The organism is Rossellomorea oryzaecorticis, assembly GCF_038405515.1.
Lineage (GTDB): Bacteria > Bacillota > Bacilli > Bacillales > Bacillaceae_B > Rossellomorea > Rossellomorea oryzaecorticis_A.
In genome coordinates, this window is the sequence record NZ_JBBYAF010000003.1 from 35,084 (window position 1) to 52,415 (window position 17,332).

Annotated in this window: 17 protein-coding genes; 9 read left to right on the forward strand and 8 right to left on the reverse strand. The window is 40.0% G+C overall.

Annotated features, from left to right (window positions below; all coding sequences use genetic code 11):
- Positions 1 to 1,206: 1,206 nt before the first annotated feature.
- Positions 1,207 to 1,752, forward strand: a complete 546-nt coding sequence (locus AAEO50_RS02215; protein ID WP_341979952.1) for a GNAT family N-acetyltransferase — start codon at positions 1,207 to 1,209, stop codon at positions 1,750 to 1,752.
- Between the two features lie 140 nt (positions 1,753 to 1,892).
- Here the strand turns inward: AAEO50_RS02215 and AAEO50_RS02220 are convergent, their stop codons facing one another.
- Positions 1,893 to 2,522, reverse strand: a complete 630-nt coding sequence (locus tag AAEO50_RS02220) for a VC0807 family protein (protein WP_341979953.1) — start codon at positions 2,520 to 2,522, stop codon at positions 1,893 to 1,895.
- A gap of 111 nt (positions 2,523 to 2,633) precedes the next feature.
- On the reverse strand, positions 2,634 to 3,008 hold the full coding sequence (locus AAEO50_RS02225; protein ID WP_341979956.1) for a VOC family protein: 375 nt from the start codon (positions 3,006 to 3,008) through the stop codon (positions 2,634 to 2,636).
- Positions 3,009 to 3,264: 256 nt separating this feature from the next.
- Between AAEO50_RS02225 and AAEO50_RS02230 the strand changes: the two genes are divergently transcribed.
- On the forward strand, positions 3,265 to 3,762 hold the full coding sequence (locus AAEO50_RS02230; protein WP_341979958.1) for an LURP-one-related/scramblase family protein: 498 nt from the start codon (positions 3,265 to 3,267) through the stop codon (positions 3,760 to 3,762).
- A 38-nt stretch (positions 3,763 to 3,800) separates the two neighbouring features.
- Here AAEO50_RS02230 and AAEO50_RS02235 read toward each other — a convergent pair whose 3' ends face one another.
- The 3 genes from AAEO50_RS02235 to AAEO50_RS02245 form a co-directional block, all read right to left on the reverse strand.
- Positions 3,801 to 4,271, reverse strand: a complete 471-nt coding sequence (locus AAEO50_RS02235) for a hypothetical protein (RefSeq protein ID WP_341979960.1) — start codon at positions 4,269 to 4,271, stop codon at positions 3,801 to 3,803.
- Between the two features lie 53 nt (positions 4,272 to 4,324).
- Positions 4,325 to 4,525: a hypothetical protein gene (locus AAEO50_RS02240; RefSeq protein ID WP_341979962.1), complete on the reverse strand. Its 201-nt coding sequence runs from the start codon at positions 4,523 to 4,525 to the stop codon at positions 4,325 to 4,327.
- Positions 4,526 to 5,093: 568 nt separating this feature from the next.
- The gene (locus AAEO50_RS02245; protein ID WP_341979964.1) at positions 5,094 to 5,732 is read right to left on the reverse strand and encodes a VC0807 family protein; all 639 of its coding nucleotides are present in this window, start codon (positions 5,730 to 5,732) and stop codon (positions 5,094 to 5,096) included.
- A gap of 216 nt (positions 5,733 to 5,948) precedes the next feature.
- Here AAEO50_RS02245 and AAEO50_RS02250 point away from each other — a divergent pair, with 216 nt between their 5' ends.
- Positions 5,949 to 6,581 (forward strand): hypothetical protein, encoded by a 633-nt coding sequence (locus AAEO50_RS02250; RefSeq protein WP_341979967.1) that lies wholly within the window; start codon positions 5,949 to 5,951, stop codon positions 6,579 to 6,581.
- Between the two features lie 170 nt (positions 6,582 to 6,751).
- On the opposite strand, the gene AAEO50_RS02255 is transcribed toward AAEO50_RS02250, so the two are convergent.
- Positions 6,752 to 7,720, reverse strand: coding sequence for a DNA/RNA non-specific endonuclease (locus AAEO50_RS02255; RefSeq protein WP_341979969.1), 969 nt, complete (start codon positions 7,718 to 7,720; stop codon positions 6,752 to 6,754).
- Between the two features lie 1,569 nt (positions 7,721 to 9,289).
- Here AAEO50_RS02255 and AAEO50_RS02260 point away from each other — a divergent pair.
- Positions 9,290 to 10,249, forward strand: a complete 960-nt coding sequence (locus AAEO50_RS02260; protein WP_341979971.1) for a hypothetical protein — start codon at positions 9,290 to 9,292, stop codon at positions 10,247 to 10,249.
- Positions 10,250 to 10,462: 213 nt separating this feature from the next.
- Here the strand turns inward: AAEO50_RS02260 and AAEO50_RS02265 are convergent, their stop codons facing one another.
- Together AAEO50_RS02265 and AAEO50_RS02270 are read right to left on the reverse strand one after the other, a co-directional pair.
- On the reverse strand, positions 10,463 to 10,663 hold the full coding sequence (locus AAEO50_RS02265; protein ID WP_341979972.1) for a hypothetical protein: 201 nt from the start codon (positions 10,661 to 10,663) through the stop codon (positions 10,463 to 10,465).
- A 71-nt stretch (positions 10,664 to 10,734) separates the two neighbouring features.
- Entirely contained in the window at positions 10,735 to 11,397 is a 663-nt protein-coding gene (locus AAEO50_RS02270) for a hypothetical protein (protein WP_341979974.1), read from the reverse strand.
- 241 nt (positions 11,398 to 11,638) lie between these two features.
- Here AAEO50_RS02270 and AAEO50_RS02275 point away from each other — a divergent pair, with 241 nt between their 5' ends.
- From AAEO50_RS02275 to AAEO50_RS02295, 5 genes are all read left to right on the forward strand, one after another.
- A complete protein-coding gene (locus AAEO50_RS02275) occupies positions 11,639 to 11,869 on the forward strand; it encodes a helix-turn-helix transcriptional regulator (RefSeq protein WP_341979976.1) in 231 nt (76 codons plus the stop codon).
- Between the two features lie 193 nt (positions 11,870 to 12,062).
- Positions 12,063 to 13,043 carry a restriction endonuclease gene (locus tag AAEO50_RS02280; protein ID WP_341979978.1) on the forward strand — a complete coding sequence of 327 codons (981 nt, stop codon included), beginning with the start codon at positions 12,063 to 12,065 and terminating at the stop codon, positions 13,041 to 13,043.
- A gap of 202 nt (positions 13,044 to 13,245) precedes the next feature.
- Positions 13,246 to 13,698, forward strand: a complete 453-nt coding sequence (locus tag AAEO50_RS02285; protein ID WP_341979980.1) for a hypothetical protein — start codon at positions 13,246 to 13,248, stop codon at positions 13,696 to 13,698.
- 34 nt (positions 13,699 to 13,732) lie between these two features.
- Positions 13,733 to 15,979, forward strand: coding sequence for an McrB family protein (locus AAEO50_RS02290; protein WP_341979982.1), 2,247 nt, complete (start codon positions 13,733 to 13,735; stop codon positions 15,977 to 15,979).
- Positions 15,980 to 15,981: 2 nt separating this feature from the next.
- Positions 15,982 to 17,247, forward strand: a complete 1,266-nt coding sequence (locus AAEO50_RS02295; protein ID WP_341979984.1) for an McrC family protein — start codon at positions 15,982 to 15,984, stop codon at positions 17,245 to 17,247.
- Positions 17,248 to 17,332: the final 85 nt, after the last annotated feature.

A 17,332-nucleotide genomic window follows, 5' to 3' on the forward strand; every position in this document is an offset into this window, starting at 1 on the left:
TTCATAGTATAGGGGACCATTTTTAATCTGTTGTAAATGAATGTAAATAGAGGATAGAACAGGAGGGCCGTCGTCACTGGGAAAAAAGACCGTTTATTGTTTGAATAACTCATTAATTGGGAGAAGGTTAGCAGATTTCACCAGTTTTCTGTAGGCGGGAAGTCTCGGTTTTCTTAACATTGGTGAAAAGAAAACTATATATTAAAATGAATTTTATGGTAACGGTTGAAGGGAGGGGAGGGGGATGGATATGGTCTGTGGCGGGGTCTGCTCTACTGGAATCATAGGGGACTTGGCTGCTTATGATTTATTTGAGGGATGCTTTGTTAATTGAATTCGTTCGATAATATCAGAACGAATTCGATTATAATGAGGGTAACCCGGTCATTTCCCTGGACTATCGATTATAGATAGAAGAGGCATTCCTCATTTCGATAATAAAATCTTCATTTTCGATAATAAATCTTTGAATTTCGATAATAAACTTGAAGAAATCGATAATAAGAGAGTGAGCAAGGAGGAGATGAGACTGAATTTTGTTTGATTAGGTGAGAAATGGGGGCGAGTTGGGAGTCAATGATTGGTTCGCGGTGAGTGTAAACGTGAATTTGGAAGAAGCATTCGAGTTTTGGATGTATTTTTATAAAAAACTCTCTGTACCCATATTTTTGTGGTCTGCCCGCGTATGCTCGGGGATCTGACCTAGAACTAACGGAGCAGACTCTGAACATAATGGATATATTGGAGGAGCAATATGAATAGGATAAGAAATTTAAAGACACTTATGGGAACTTTCCCTTATTTCAATGTATATGATGCACCCCAATCCCCTCAGGAACTGCCACAGACTTTTTGAAACGGGGGACAGTGGCCCGTGCCACTCCTTTCAATTAATGTCTTCTGAGGGCTCCCCGCTTTCGTCTTTTCATACATCTTTTGAAGTGAAGGGAACAAACCAGCCAATACATCGCGGGCTACAACTAAGGATAAAGCCTTCTAACTATGTATTCCGCAAATCACTCTTCTATAACTACTCCAAACCCTGCCCCTATTCCTTTAAGGATGTAAGAATTTGTGTGATTGATGGATAGTACATTAACGCGCAGTTTAATTGAAGAAGGATTTTCCAAGTAATGTGAAGAAAAGATATAGTAGATTGATATGGTTAAGGCAGGTGAGTAAATGATTAATTATTTAGGTACGCCAATGTTAGAAACAGATCGATTAGTTCTAAGAAAGATTGAACGTTCAGATGCTCAACGTGTATTTGACCATTGGCTTAGTGATGATCGCGTAATGGATAATCTTATAAAAGGTGCACACAAGTCCGTATCGGAAACAATTGAGAGGGTAACAGAAATCGTACGTAATTATGATTCAAAAGAGTTCTGTTATTGGGCTATAGAATTAAAGACAAGTGGTGAATTGATTGGAGCTATTGATCTCTTCAATTTTGATAGCCTCACTGAGAATTGCGAAGTAGGTTATTCGATCGGTTACAAATGGTGGAACAAAGGGTATGGAACTGAGGCCCTGAGAGCTGTCATTGATTTTGGCTTTAGACAGATGAATATTCACAAAATATCAGCAGCACATAATCTTGACAATCCAGCCTCTGGAAAGATTATGCGTAAGATTGGAATGGAACAAGAAGGCACGATTAAGCATATGATTCGCAATGCCAAGAATCATTATAAGGATTGTGCTGTGTATGGGCTTCTTCAAGAAGATTATTTTAAAAATGTGAAGTGATTAAATAATATCTTTCAAGGGGATTTAATGAAATAAGAAGTTCTTAAAAGTTGAAAAACATCGGGGTGATAAGGTGTAAGGAAATAGGGGTTAAAAAAGAGCTGTCTCCCTATGCTGGAAACAGCCTTTTCGTCTTGTCTCTAAACCTTTCTTTCTACGCTAGCTTCACCGGTGTAAATGAACCGGGACACATAAAAAAATCCATAAATCGTCAGGCCGGTCAGGATCCAGCTCAGTGCCTGCCTCAGGATCAAGCCTTTGTCAAAGGAGTCAACTCCGTATGTCATAATGAGCCAGACTTTTATAGAGGCTAACAGGATCTCCCTGAAAGCAAATCCAAAGGTGATGAGTTTGAAAATGGTGAGTATTCTTTTTTGATAGAAGATGCCCTTCATTTTCTGCCGGTCCTTGCCCTGCAGTTCAACGAAATCGAGAGCGAAGTAGAGGGCAAGGGGACGGTTGATCAGGATGGTCAGGATAAAGAGTGAACCTATAAAATAAGAGTAATAGACATTATTCCACAATAAATTCAGTGCAGAACCTGAAAGGACATCGATCAAGGTGCCGGCTAATAGGGTGGAAATGATGAATATTCCGAATAGATTCACCTTCTTTAAAAGGATGAACCGGATCACGCTATAGATGATCCCTGGAACCGAGGAGACCAGCATCGCATAGTAATCGCCGATATGATCTCTTCCTATATTCCATATGACAATCGGGAAAATGAGATAGAAAATGACATCGCTGAGCACAATGTTTTTGTGCAAAAAATGGCCTCCTTTATTTATTTCAATGAATAAATCCTTGCTGGACGGTTAAGTGGGGAGGGGGCTGTCTCCGTGAATGCACCGGGGCAAGCCCGTATATCGGCACGCACCTCACCAGTGCACTTGAAGTTTATTTCCGTTAGGGTCGTAAAAGTGAAAATAGGCGTGTCCGTTATCCTCTTGTATATCCTCAACCCTGACCCCATGATCTACTAGATGTTCATGGAATTTAGATAATTCAGGACTGGTAAAGCCAATGTTAAAGGCGGCCTCATTATGAACTGTAAAATGTGCATATGTTTCATCAGGAGTTGGGACCAAAATAAGCAAAAATGGCCCTTCATTTATTTTTATAACCGCATATGGATCCTCTGTAATGGTCAGCAACTGCAGTCCTAACACGTCTCTATACCAATTTGCAGACTCCTCTAAATCTCGTACGGGGATTCTAATGTAATGAACTTGTTCTATGAACGGTTTACTCATTGGTTATCTCTCCTTTATTAAATTCGATATAAGGTTTCAAAACTGGCCACCCGTGCTTCCAGAAGGCTGCCTGATTAAAATAAGAATCCACTTTTATCCTAACATAATTTTACATTTTATAGTCTGTAGATTCTGAATAAAAGAGTGAGATATAACGGTAAGTGATGATGAGTGATAAAAAGATATGCATCCTATTGGAACCAATGACCGTTTCAAACGTAAATAAAATTAAGACTTTTGAGTGGGGGGCATAAACATGAGGCAGCTATATATAAAACAAAAGGTATTCAGTCTCAGCGGAAAATTCACGGTGAAGGATCAGGAGGAAAAGGATCGATATTATGTGGAGGGAAGCTTCATGAAGGTTCCGAAGACTTTCTCCATTATGAATACAAGCAGGGATGAAGTGGCACTCATCACGAAAAAGGTGTTCAGCTTCCTGCCGAAGTTCTTCGTAGAGGTGAATGGGCAGGAGGTATTGACGATCAAGAAGGAGTTCTCCTTTTTAAAAGCACGCTATTCGATTGATGCGGCAGGCATTGAGGTGCGCGGTAATTGGTGGGATATGAACTTTCAGGTATTGCAGCATGGCAAGGTTGTGGGCGAAGTGGATAAGAAGTGGTTCAGCTGGGGCGACAGTTACCGAGTGCAAGTAATCGATGAAGAGTTGGAGACGATGATGATTGCACTGGTTGTTGCGATTGATTGTGTTAAGGCGGATGAGTCGGCGGCTTCGTCTAATGCGTCGTTTTAAAGGAGACGTTCAGGGGCCGTACTCCTAAGTGTAGGCCCCTAGTTAGTAAGCATGGAATAAAAGAGCTGCGCATCCTGAAATGCAGTGTGCAGGTCAATGGCATTCAAGATTGTATAGTACAATGCAATGCCTGCAAATACAGCGATGATGGCCCCGCTGCTTTTGAGTATTTGCTTGTTCTTCCTGAAGAAAATCAGCGTTGTCAGGATGACTATTAGTAAATAGGATGCCGATATGATTACTTCGAATGTACCTAAGTTTACCGCTTCGACGGAAGTCCTGAAGCTCTCCAGATCCTCGATATTCTCCTTGTTCTCCACGATCACAGACATGTTGTCCCCATGACCGATCCTCCAAATAAATGTACTCTCTTCTTTTATTACCGTGTACTGATAACCCCCGGCCTTTTCTTCACCTATGACAAACGAGGAGCCGGCAGAAACATTGGAAGCACCGATGGGGAATAGTATCAAAAACATCGTCAACATGACCAAGGATTTCACTTTCAATTTCATTCCCCCTTAGACGGGTAATCTCTCAGCGCCTTACGAAATAAGAAATTCTAGAATTCACTCTCATCCCTTTTTACTAATAAAAAGACCCCGGTCAAGAAAACGATGATAATCAATCCATAGATGTACCACCCCATGAATTCAAATGCTCCAAGGGAGATATATCTAGATGCTTCTTCAATGGCCTTCACAACGCAAAAGGTTAGAACAGAAAGGCAGGATATTAAAATACCTATACTTTTCATTTCCATAAAACTTCACCTCTCATCTCATTAAATGAACGGAAACCTCTTCATTTATCCGAAGATTTAGGGCAAGTCCCCCGGCGCGCTAACGTGTTAGTTTGCAGGGGGACTTGCCCTGTTTTAAAGAAAAAATCAGAAATATTTTCCGTAATAGATATACGTAAGACAAGAAACGACGAGTGTATAGATGAGTGACATCCAAAAGGCAGGGGAACGCAAAACTTGATTTTGGGTATTAACAAACGCTCTGTACCCAGGCCCATGACAATAGATAATTCCTGCAGTTATTAAAACACCTATTACCATCGTCCATTCCATAAATGGACGTCCTGTTTTCAAAAAAGCCCAATAAGGCAATCCCAACAATATGAGCAGAGTGAATATGACTGAACTCAGCCGAAACGAAAGGTAATTTACCATCTGTCCACCTCCTTTTTTCCAGAATATTCTAATAGTATAAACGAACCAGTAAATTTATGGAATATATTTCTGGAAAATATGATAAAAAAGCATTTTGTGGTCATCCCTCCAGCTAACTTAAGCGTTAGTGTGCCGGGGGAATGACCATGTTTTATTAGTCTTTCAAGTCAGCTTGCCGTCCAGGACTTCTATCTTCATTCAAGATTTTTGATATGTAAATGAATCCATAGATGGTTAAACCCGAGAGAGTCCAATTTAACACCTGCCTCAGGATCAATCCTTTATCAAAGGCTTCAACGCCGTATGTGACAATGAGCCACACTTTGATCGAGGCCAGCAGGATATCCCTGAAAACAAATCCAAATGTGATGAGTTTGAAAAGGTTCAGGATCCTCTTTTGATAAAAGATGTCTTTCATTGCCATCCGGTCATACCCTTGCATTTCAACAAAGTCCAAAGCAAAGAATAGAGCAATGGGTCTATTGATAAGAATGGTCAGCACGAAAAGTGAACTCATAAAATAAGAATAATAGACCTTGTTCCAAAGTAGATTCAGAGCAGAACCGGATAGGACATCGATTAAGGTGCCGGCAAGTAAGGTACCGATCATGAAGAGGCCTAAGAGATTCACCTTCTTCAACAGAATGAACCGGATCACACTATAGATGATTCCCGGTACCGAGGACAGAAGCATCGCATAGTAATCTCCGATATAATCCCTGCCCAGATTCCATATGACGATGGGGAAAATCAGATAAAAAATGACGTCGCCGAGGACAATTTTCTTCTGCATGTAGGGGACTCCTTTATTTTTTTATCAAACTGTCAGACCTATCGTACCTCGTATCCCGATGCTGATTCAGCTGTTTCATCTGTTTCCTGAAATTCTTTTGTGCTGGTGTTGCCATGATAATTATCCTCGATTCATTCTTTTTCTAGTAAAATACTCCTTTTATGTTACCATAATATTACATAATAAAAATCTTTATTTTGAATTGAGGAATCTATCATGAACCATTTCAATCTCATGCAGTTCTTTGAAGGGTACGTAAGAAATTATAGAAGACTTAATTTGTCTGTTAATCATAATCGTTCGATGTTTACAAAAAGGGAAATCGACTATTTTGCCAATTTGGGAGAAATGCTTGGTTTCGAGGTTTTCATTGAGGATAGGAAAATGGATAGGGTGAAGGGGCGGTCCCGTCCAATGGATCTTGCTTGGTGGAAGTGGGATAAACGGATCAGTGAAGAAGAGTATGTATCTTTAGATTTGCACCTGGAGAGGGAGAGTGTATGGGGGAAGGATGTTGAGACAATAGAGAAGTTGTTTTCTAAAACGGAAGAAGGTTGTGTCCCTACTCATGTAATAGGTATTCAATACATAGAATCAGAGGAAAGAATAGATTATTTAAATAATCTTGTTGTTGAGAAAAATAGTCAGCAGAAGTCAAGTGCGTTAATAGTTTATCGGTATTGGGATGTAGAAACAGAAATGGAAAAAGTGAGTGCCTTCTGGTTTAATCCGCGTGGAAAGCAAGAGGAGCGCCATGCGTTTTGTAAGGAAGATGAGTTGGGGTATTGGTTTATGGGTTTTGAAGAGGAAGTTAATTTACCGGTGACCCCCAGTCTGCTAAAGTATTAACACGGATGGGATTAGACCTTGAACTTCGTAAAAGTTTTGATCTATCTTGAAGAATGGACACAACATTACTGTTGAGTTCCCTGCATGGCTTTATCAAAATGAAATCAATCTTGGCCACGAAAAAAGCTTGGGGACTCCCAAGCTTTTTGTTATGACTTCGTATCGATACTCTATTCTCCGACCATCCCGTCTCCATCATTATCCCGCATATGAGCGTATAGCCAGTGATCGCTTGTGATTGGCATGCTGAAGCCAGCTGCTTTTGCTTCTTTGATTGTCACCAGTCCACTACCGTCCGTATCGATGCTTGAGAGATCGCCGCCTTTGTCTGAGTTCGTTGAGTTTGTGTTGGTGCTCTCTGAACTGGAAGGCTCACTTTCTGTTAGACCGAGTGATTCGTTTACTTCATCAGGGTTCACATTGTCGAATGTATCAACGATTACGTTCCCTCTTAGCGTATAGGTATACTGATAACTTGAAGGGATCTGCGTCTCCGTATTTGGATAAGTGATAATGGCTTCAAAATCAGTGGCACCACCTGCGTCCCGGATACTTTTTTCCATATACGCTTGATCACCGTGCCGGTTAAGCGTGCTTTCTTGAGGAGTGATATTATAAGCATTCGATACCCCGCCGAGAGAGTCAGCAATGATATGTCCTTCATCTAAAATGTCACTTTCCACACCGGGAACCTTTGCCTCATCAGAGTAGTATCTGCCAGAAGATGATACCGGTTCCGTACGGTCATCTTGTATTATAATTTCGTCAGCAATGACACGCACCAGCTGACCGTATACATTCGTGAATGCCCAATACTCACGGTCCCCAAAACCAATATCAACGACCACATTTGGTTGACGATACCCGGACAAATCACCACCATCGACTTCAAGGAGATCGAAACCTGAAAACCCTTCATCATTTGTTTCGGTTGAGGTTTCTTTTGCGACTGATTCTTCTACTTCAGGCTCATCAACAGCCTCCGGAGCAGCTTCTTCCTTTTCACCTTCAGCATTCTCCGTGGCTTCTACTTTCGGCTCTGCTTCTTTATTTGTAGTAGCTGCATCTTCTACATCGGCACAACCAACGATAAAGATGGTCGTTAAAAGCAAGAGTAATCCGTTTAGTTTCTTTTTCATTGTTTAGACACCCCTATAATATGTTTCTGAATGACCCCAATCATTTTACCGCAAATTGTTAAATCCCTTCGATTTTTCACTAATCAGAATAATCACATTTCAAAATAATATGGCGTACTAATAAGAAACCCATACCGTGTGGTACGGTATGGGTTCTTTTGAAAACTGCCACCATTTTCAGTAACGGGTGCGGTTTTGAAGTGCAAAATTACATATAGACCGTAAAATAACATTAGTTTTACCAATCAATTTAATTTAGCAAGGTAAAACACACCATAATTAGCTTAGAAAAACGCTCAGAGTATGAATAACTCAGAGCGTTTTCTTGTTCCACTAACGGACCCGTTAGTTTACGTTCATTTCTTCATAATAGAATCGTACTATGCATTCTCATAGCAGATATCTACCGTTAAGTATTTTATACGAATCTACTTAAAATAATCATCCCTAAAAAAAACATAAAGAATAAAGCGATAAATAAAACATTTGCGTTTCTTCTGAACCATTTTTTTATTTTTCTCACCATCTCAAAAAGTCTAAATAGTTTTTTAAACATCCAAGCTACCTCCATTTCATTCCTTCTTATTTATCCTTTAATCTAATTGACAGCCTTCTCGTCCAGGTCATTGTTTTACTAAACTACGTCTGCTCTCATTTCCGCTGAGTTTATCTAAACTGCTTCGTTAGTTGAATAGTATTCTCCCTTAATTTTAACATAAATACTAAAAAAACCTTTGTAGACCAACAATTAACATTGAATTAACACTCGTTTTAACATACTAATTCAACGGCTGACAAAAAGTGGTGTCATCTTACTAAAAGGGGCGTAAATTTCTATGCTAATTCACATCTATTTTAGGATTAAATCCCTTTATATCAACACCAAATAGCAGCCCAATTCTATTGCTGATTGGACTGCTATTTGGTGTGTTATTTTCTGTTTTGTACTCTTAAACCGAACCCGTTACCTTTTCAGGTGCCGGTTCTACAATGCATATGCAAATGTCTTCTCTTTTATACGTTGGATATAGCCCGTGATTTATTGAGGTACAAGAAGAATCCAAATTGATGCTTTCCGGAAGACATGCGAGAATTTCTTTCTCAACACAATGGAGCCAGAATGTATGAAATGTTGGTGGGTTCGATCATTATCTGTGGAGAATTACTGGTATACTCTATAGTAGAAATAAGTGTTTGACAATCTTTTTTGATAAGCCAAACAGCTATCGAACAAGATTGTCCTAACTATTTGTATATAGCCTGAACCACTCTGGAACCGGAACTTTGCATGTGAATCAAACTTTTTTTAGATCGGTTTGTAGTGTCTCAAGGTTCAAACTTTTGAGAATGGCAATAAGAGAACCGATGGATAACTACATAAAAGAACCCAAAGCAACAAGTTGTAAGCATAAGTGTATCTTTATGTTTAATAACGTAATTATGAAATAGTCTCAGTCGAGTATTATTCCGAATATAAATGGATAGGTTAAAGCTATTTAACATGAGGAAGCAAAGAAGACTACTTAAACGCTGCATTTGTTAACCCCATGTTCAGAGGAGAGGCATATTATGGAACTGAAAAAGGAAAGGGCTGTATATAAGCAGAAAAAGTTATTTCAGAGATATTTGTTTCCTATTACAATTACTTCATCCATGTTAGTTTCAGGTTTAATAGGATATACAGCCAGTAGAATAGCTGTTAAAAATAATGTGGGTAACACAAGTGATATAAGTAATTTAGATAATATGGAGAACCAGATAAATGAAGCTAGAGATCATTCGTTAAAAGTAATAGAAAAAGAGTTACCGAAAATAATCAGCGATCTCGATAAATACAATGAGGATATCAATTTATTGGTTAAAAATGTAAAGTGGCTAAATAACAATCTGGCTCCAATAAGGGAAGCAACAAACAAATTTGACACTGCCATTACCGTAGCTAAAGGAGTCAACACTGTTGTGAAATTTCCCGTTGTAGGTGACATAACGACTAAGTTAGCTTCAGCACAGCTCCAACTTGATGAAATTGATAGAACATTAATTCGCTTGGAGGATTTAACAGTTATCCAACAAGAAATGAGTGATTCTCATCATAAGATAAATGTTTTATATGAAAAATATCAAAAAGATAAAAGCATGGAGACGTTAATGCAAATTGAACAAGAGGTAAACTCAAACTTGATTTATCAGATTGAAGACTTAAGGAATACTACTATAGAGGCTCATAAAGTTCTAGAACTATCTTCAAGTGTTTTAATTACAGTAAATAAAACTAGATCCCTTCTTAGTTCAATGCAGGAAATGGGCGAAAATACGCTGGATGTAATTCAGTTTTGGAAGGAAACTGAAGGCAGTTCTGAAGTTGTGGCAAATGAAAGTTTAGAGAAGGATTTAAAGGCTTCTATAAAGAAGATTCAAAAACTACCAAATGAGTTAGCTCAACGATCTAAGAATACAATAACGTCAATAAACAATGTGCAAATAGAGCTGCAGACTGTAAAAATAGCAGAAATGGTCAGTGGTGAGTGAAGTGGGGATAATCTCTTATTTTAGTAGCTAAATTATGGTGAACCCTATTTTAACTAAATAATAATATACGGTTTTTTCATCAAAAGGAGATTCCTCTCACAAAAAAGTGTCATATCCCTCTAAAACAGAAAATATGACACTTTTTTATAGTATCTTTAAATTACCCCTCTAGAACATTGGGGCCTGCCCCCCAATGTTCTAGAAATAAAAATCCTATTCTTCACTATCATCCCTTTTAATTACTAAAAAAACACCAGTCAAGAAAACGATGATAATCAACGCATAGATGTACCACCCCATGAAATTAAATGTTCCACCGGAAGTATATCTTGAGGCTTCTTCAATTGCTTTTACAACGCAAAAGGTTAGAACGGAAAGACAGGATATTAATACCCCGATGCTTTTTAACTCCATAAAACTTCTCCTTTCTTATCTTTAATTAGACGGAAACCTGTTTGGTTTATCCTATTCTTGTTCCTTTCTGTTTACTCCAAACTCCCCGCATAATCATCCTTCACCCAATACGTAAGCGAGCCGTACTGATTGATCTCATACCGTAAATTTGCTTTCTGAAGTCCTTCGATCAAAAGTGGCTGAAGCTGACTCAACTTCAAATTGCTTTCTTCTATGTAGGTCGACAGGATTTCATGGTGATACGTATTCGTCTCAGTTGAGGAAACGAGATAGTCGACGGCTGCCTGCTTGACCACGTACAGTTCCATTGTTTTGGCGTGAAGATCCTTAAAATCTCTTGGCGGCTTTAGGTCCATGAGGTTTAAGTAGTTTTGTTTTAGCATGATGTCTGTCTCATTGACCTGCATCTTGAGGGAACTCAGGTCTCCGTTTGCTTCGTTTACTTTTGTCATCAGCTGCTTGAAGCTTTGGTCGCTTGAGCTGAAGTATTGTTCACGCTCCTGCAGGTAGCTTCTGATCTTCTGGTCGTGGTTGATGGTCAGTTCGTTGTAGAGTTTCATGGGCAGGCCGCTGGCGAAGAGGGCGATCAGGACGAGACCTATTGTGCCCCAGGACCACTTAGGCGGCGTTTTCCTTTTACGGACGGGACGGTAAATGTCATCGTACCTAGTATCCCGCTGTTGATTCAACTGCTTCATCTGTTTTCTGAAATTCTTTTGTGCTGGTGTCGCCATGTTTCTTATCCTCGATTCATTCTTTTTCTAGTAAAATACTCCTTTTATGTTACCATAATATTACATAATAAAAATCATTATTTTGAATCGAGGAAGGTATCATGAACCATTTCAGGGTATTGGTTTATGGGGTTTGAAGAGGACAATACTTGATTAGTAGATAGCCATGGATCCCCAGAGAATAGAGTGTTAATCAGAGTGTAGTAGTTAGCTAAATAAAAACAAAAGGAGGACATCTAAGATGCTGAAGTCTAATCTAAAGGAGATACTTGATTCCAGGCGCATTACGATAAGAGAGTTTTCTAGAATGGCGGACTTCCGTTTTGAATCTTGCAGGCAGATGTACCACGGTACTATGACGAGATACCCAGGTGAGTTAATTGAAAAGGCATGCAAGGCGTTGAATGTAATGCCTAATGATTTATTTGCATTTGTTGAAGAAGAGGAAGCTGATGATGAACGAGGCATGTAACAATATAACACAGTGATTTACTTAAGATAGTGTGTCTAGATTAGTTACAAACATTCTATAATAATACTTATATATAAACAAATTACTGCTAGGTTCTGGTGAGATAGAATGGGGAAGTGGAGATGGTTTTGGGTGCAGTAGGACTGTTCGCCGATACGTAATTATGAATTAACTAAATAAAGGGGTTGTATTAATGGAAAAATGGTGGATGATACGAGCAGGAGATAATAACGAACTTATCCCTATTTGGAAGGAGAAGGGGATAGCTTCAATAGGTTGGCCTCAATTAGGAGATCCAAAGGATTATCAATCGAAAGAAGAGATGAGAACCAAGGCAGATAATGTATATAGGGATGAGAGACCTCAGTCAAGAAATAGCTGGATTAATCAAGTTTGGCGTTTTAGTAGAGAAGTAAAAGAAGGAGATAAAGTAATATCTTATTCTAAGGAAAAAAGAGAGTACATTATTGGGACTGTAACTGAACCTCATTTCTATGATAAAGCTGAAGGAAATCCTAATTATCCTAATACACTTCGAGTGAAATGGGAGGATTCAACTGTAGAAAGAGATTCGTTGTCTCAAGCTGCTAAGAATAGTTTAGGGTCTGTTCTAACAGTCTTTCGTGTTGATCAATGGGGAGAAGAGTTAGGGAAATTATTAAAGAATCCTCATACTGTTCCTGAAGATCCGAATGGAGAGGAAGAAGAGGAAGTAGTTGAGGATCTGGTTGGTAAAGCATTAGTAATGATTGAAGATAAAGTGGATAAATTAGACCCTTGGCAAATGCAAGAGCTCGTTGGCGGGCTCTTGCAAGCAATGGAATATAACGTCAAAGTAAGCCCTAAAGGTCCCGACGGGGGAGTCGATGTGCTAGCATATAAGGATGCATTCGGTTTTGAGAAACCTGTTATAAAAGTACAAGTGAAACATCGTAGGAACTCAGCATCTGCACCTGAAATTCAACAGTTGTTAGGAGCGAACCCCATTGATGCCAATAGTTTATTTGTGTCAACTGGTGGTTTTACTTCCCATGCAGAAGCCGTAGCAAAACATAATTCTGCTAGATTAGTTGATTTAGAAGAACTTGTTGGTTTAGTTGTTCAGTGGTATGAAAAAATGCCAAATGATAAGAGAGCTTTACTCCCGTTACAAAAATTCTATGTACCTGAATAATTTAGATTTGGACTTATTTACTTACCTACTGGGATAATGTAGATAAGTTCTTTTTTTGTTTTTTTATTCAAAAAGTAATACCACCATTTTGAGGGAAATTATGAAATAAAAGTTTCATCTTCAAACACCTAAGGTATTTTTTAATAGGGTCATCCAATAAACTGAGAGAGAATCAATTAAGGGAGAAGGGGGAGAGTCAATCATGACCAATTTCCAAAGAATAAACTCCAAAAGCAATGCCCACGCAGGAAGGGAATTCGAGGATATGGCATATAACTATTTTCGAGACCTGGGGTATAATGTGCAGAAATCCGTAAGTGTTCCGTGTGGGATAGAAGATATCAAAAAGAACCATGTCTTTGACTTGGGATGCATGCATGAAGGAGAAAACTTGATAGTCGAATGTAAGTCGCACAAATGGACGAGCGGAGGGAATGTGCCGAGTGCGAAGATGACGGTCTGGAATGAGGCGATGTACTATTTCCTGGCAGCACCGGAAGGCTACCGCAAAATATTCTTTGTGTTGAAGGATTGTGATAGAAGGGGAATGACGTTAGCGGAGTATTATAAGAAGACTCATCAACATCTCATTCCGAAGGATGTTGAGATTTGGGAGTATTGCACCGATACAGAAACCGTTGAAAAAATCCATTAACCTATAAAAATTCACCGAAAGCAGGGGAAACGAAATGGAAAGAATTCAGCAGATCATCAATACATACAAAGGTTTGACGTTAGAACAGGTTATGACGAACTACAAAGAAGTTTTTGATGCGCAATATACAGAAACTAACCGTTGGCACAAGTCGTATGAACAGAGGGTGTCGGATGCCAATTGGGATGATGAACGAAAGGAAACATTCATAAGGGTGTTCCAGAAAATCCGGGGAGATGAAAAGTTCACGGGTGAAGATGTTGGAGATCTTGATACCTTCACGGGAGCCATTGATACGATTGTGATGACGAATAATATGATCAATAATTTCAAATCGAACAAGCTGGACATGGTTGCGTTATTTAATGAGATAAAGGCTGAAGGTGATTACCGCACCATCCGGGATGATTTTGACATGCCGGAAAAGCTGCGGGGCCATTTTGTCCATCTTTATTCGATTGTGAAAAATATCCAGGATCCAAGTAATTATGTGGTGGCCTATAAATTCGAGCGTAGTATCAACCAGCTTATTTTCGGAAAAAGATCTGGGGATGCTTACATTGATCTTCTGGAGACGTATCGGAGTTTTGATAAGGTTGGAGAAAAAGATGATTTGCGCTTTTATGTGTATACAGGTGTCATCCTCAAGTTGATTGTCAATGACCTCAATGAACTGAATACGCCGCTTAAGCAGGCAGAGTTCAAAAAGTTGAATAAGCTGATTTTCCAATTTGCCAGCCGCAGTAAATCGCTTAATTTGAACTGTTCATTACTTTCATTCCAATCGTCCGTTTCCATTTCTTCACTGGAAACGAAACTTGGACAGGGTGGTTCCGTCTTTGGCAGGGTACGGACAGATGCCATTAATTTGAAGACATTGAGGCACATGGATCAAGCAAGCTTATTTATCTGTGACCAGTCGAAAAAGGAAATCGAATGGATAGGGGATATTGAGCGGATTTACTTTAGGGAAGATGAAGTGCCTTTGAATGGGGAGAAAATCGAACTTCAAGCTTCTGTTTCAAAGGGTGAAACGATCTGGCTGGAGATCAGCAAGTTAACGAAACTACCCCAAAGACGGATGCTCGACCAGGTGAAGCCGGTTCATGAAACGAAGACGTCCAAGCTGCCTCAGCATGGGCTGCATCTTATCTTTGCAGATCGTCACACAATCCAAAGCGGGGAAAAGCAGATTGATCCTGCCCCTGAAAAGGTGGTACCTGATTATGAAAATGATGAATTATCCTTCAATCTCAATACGATTCTATTCGGGCCACCCGGAACAGGGAAAACGTATCAAGTATCCACCCGTTCACTTGAAATTCTTTACAATAAAACCGCAGACGAACTGGACAGCACGAAGGTGAAAGAGACGTACAAACAGTTCCAGCAAAAAGGTCAGATCCGCTTTGTGACATTTCACCAATCGTATGCCTATGAAGATTTCATTGAAGGGTTGCGCTCGGATGGAAAAGCATTCGTCCCGAAAGACGGTGTGTTGAAACAAATCGTCATCGATGCCCTTCATGCAGGGTTGCCGAAGCCCCTGAATCAGTTGGATTATGACGGAAGAAAAGAAAGGGTGATGAAGGCGCTTGAAACGAATGAGCGATTCGACTTCCGTCAGGCAGACCGGTTCGTCATGATCATTGATGAAATCAACCGGGCGAATATCTCGAAAGTCTTCGGGGAACTGATCACGTTGCTTGAAGAAGATAAACGATTGAACACAGAGAATGAAACTCGGGTGAAGCTGCCATATTCAGGTGAGACATTCGTCCTGCCGCCAAACTTGTATTTGATTGGAACGATGAACACAGCCGACCGATCGATTGCCCTGTTGGATACAGCTTTACGCAGAAGATTTGGCTTTGAAGAAGTCGGGCCTCAGCCGTCACTGCTCGAACCGATTGATGACATCGACCTGCCGACACTGCTTCACCGGATCAACCAGCGTATCGAGGTGCTATACAGCCGCGACCATACAATCGGCCATGCCTACTTGATGAATGTCAGCACAGTAGAGGAGCTGATTGTGACGATGCAGAACAAAATCATCCCATTGCTTAAAGAGTACTTCTATGATGACTGGGAGAAGATTGGCCTCGTTCTTGGCGGAATCGGAAATAATGAAAGTGATGCCTACATCGTCTACCAGGAACAAGTCGATGTCCAAGCATTATTTAAACGTGCATCCACCTATACACCGGTAGATTTCCCGCCCAAATACCGCGTCAAAGAAAACATCACGGTGGAAGATCTCAAAGGAATCTATGAATAATCATGAAAAATCTGACGTTAAGAGAAGCATATGATTGGCTTTATGTAGATGAATATTCGCCAAATGGAGTGACACTTGAAGAATGGGAAAACCTGCTTCGCTTCATGGAAGAGAAATACGGCGGAGAGAATGTCATGGAACTCGGGATCAGGAAGCTGCGTTTCATTAACCTTGTCGGCATCATCCAATTAAAAACGGTGAGGATCGAAATCCTGCCGAAGATCTCTCTGCATCATCAGGACGAGTCTGTAAACCGGCGTGTTCTTCTCAATATGCTGAACATGACGAGACAGCTCCCGGTGCACCTGCATGACCGCACGCTAAGTCAATTTGAAAAAGTGGACCTTTCACACCTCCTAGCCCATTTGTTTGTAACCGAATTGTACAAAGCATTAAAGCGGGGCATATACAGAGGATATGAACAGAAGCAGGAAAACCTCCCTCACTTAAAGGGAAGATTGATGATTTCACCACATCTTCGCAAAAATGCCAATCACTCGATCCATGCGTTTTGTGAATATGATGAGTTGTCACCGAATGTCACTTTGAATCAAGTGTTAAAAGCGGCCTTGAAAGTGATTCATCCAATCATTCAACAGAACAATATCAGAACCCAGTCCATGATGATTCATGAACTATTTGATGAAGTGGAAGACCGAAATATAGATGAAAACATGCTTGAAAACATCCAAATCAACCGGCAGAATCAGCACTATGAAAACGTATTACAGCTGGCCATAGCCATCCTGCAATCCACATCCATGACGACCTGCTTCAATCAACAGAATGCTTTTTCCTTTTTGTTTAAAATGAATGACCTGTTTGAAGGATATGTCGGTGAATGCCTGAAAAGGCTCATAGCCCCGACAAGTTATAAGCTGGATCTGCAACATAAAGAGAAAAGGCTGCTGATCAATGTCCATTCAGGGAGAAGCAACATCTCCCTTAAGCCGGATTTTGTCATATCAAAAAACGAAGCTGACGGACCCACTCCCGTTCTCGTTCTTGATGCCAAATGGAAAAGCATCTTCAACGGTACCCAGCTGACTTATAATCAAGCGGATCTGTATCAAATGTATGCCTATGTTACTGCATACAAGAGTGCAGAAAGATGTATACTCCTGTATCCGAAAGTACAAGAGGAATTCACGCCGCCGAAGTGGCAAGTACCGGATGTTATCCCGGAGAAGTATATTGAGATTGGGATGGTACGGTTGGATAGAGTCGATTATACGATTCATGATCTCGACGTTATCTTGGAATTCTAATCACATTAAACAATTGTTAATTCTTTGAGGGGGAGTGTGTTTGGGCCTCTCTCCTCAAACAACCAAAAAACCTTAAGGAGAAGAG

Bases quoted from the DNA above. Each gene is read 5' to 3' on its own strand.
- AAEO50_RS02215 (WP_341979952.1), top strand. From the start codon at position 1,207: ATGTTAGAAACAGATCGATTAGTTCTAAGAAAGATTGAACGTTCAGAT.
- AAEO50_RS02225 (WP_341979956.1), bottom strand. From the start codon at position 3,008: ATGAGTAAACCGTTCATAGAACAAGTTCATTACATTAGAATCCCCGTA.
- AAEO50_RS02230 (WP_341979958.1), top strand. From the start codon at position 3,265: ATGAGGCAGCTATATATAAAACAAAAGGTATTCAGTCTCAGCGGAAAA.
- AAEO50_RS02240 (WP_341979962.1), bottom strand. From the start codon at position 4,525: ATGGAAATGAAAAGTATAGGTATTTTAATATCCTGCCTTTCTGTTCTA.
- AAEO50_RS02245 (WP_341979964.1), bottom strand. From the start codon at position 5,732: ATGCAGAAGAAAATTGTCCTCGGCGACGTCATTTTTTATCTGATTTTC.
- AAEO50_RS02250 (WP_341979967.1), top strand. From the start codon at position 5,949: ATGAACCATTTCAATCTCATGCAGTTCTTTGAAGGGTACGTAAGAAAT.
- AAEO50_RS02255 (WP_341979969.1), bottom strand. From the start codon at position 7,720: ATGAAAAAGAAACTAAACGGATTACTCTTGCTTTTAACGACCATCTTT.
- AAEO50_RS02260 (WP_341979971.1), top strand. From the start codon at position 9,290: ATGGAACTGAAAAAGGAAAGGGCTGTATATAAGCAGAAAAAGTTATTT.
- AAEO50_RS02265 (WP_341979972.1), bottom strand. From the start codon at position 10,663: ATGGAGTTAAAAAGCATCGGGGTATTAATATCCTGTCTTTCCGTTCTA.
- AAEO50_RS02270 (WP_341979974.1), bottom strand. From the start codon at position 11,397: ATGGCGACACCAGCACAAAAGAATTTCAGAAAACAGATGAAGCAGTTG.
- AAEO50_RS02275 (WP_341979976.1), top strand. From the start codon at position 11,639: ATGCTGAAGTCTAATCTAAAGGAGATACTTGATTCCAGGCGCATTACG.
- AAEO50_RS02280 (WP_341979978.1), top strand. From the start codon at position 12,063: ATGGAAAAATGGTGGATGATACGAGCAGGAGATAATAACGAACTTATC.
- AAEO50_RS02285 (WP_341979980.1), top strand. From the start codon at position 13,246: ATGACCAATTTCCAAAGAATAAACTCCAAAAGCAATGCCCACGCAGGA.
- AAEO50_RS02290 (WP_341979982.1), top strand. From the start codon at position 13,733: ATGGAAAGAATTCAGCAGATCATCAATACATACAAAGGTTTGACGTTA.
- AAEO50_RS02295 (WP_341979984.1), top strand. From the start codon at position 15,982: ATGAAAAATCTGACGTTAAGAGAAGCATATGATTGGCTTTATGTAGAT.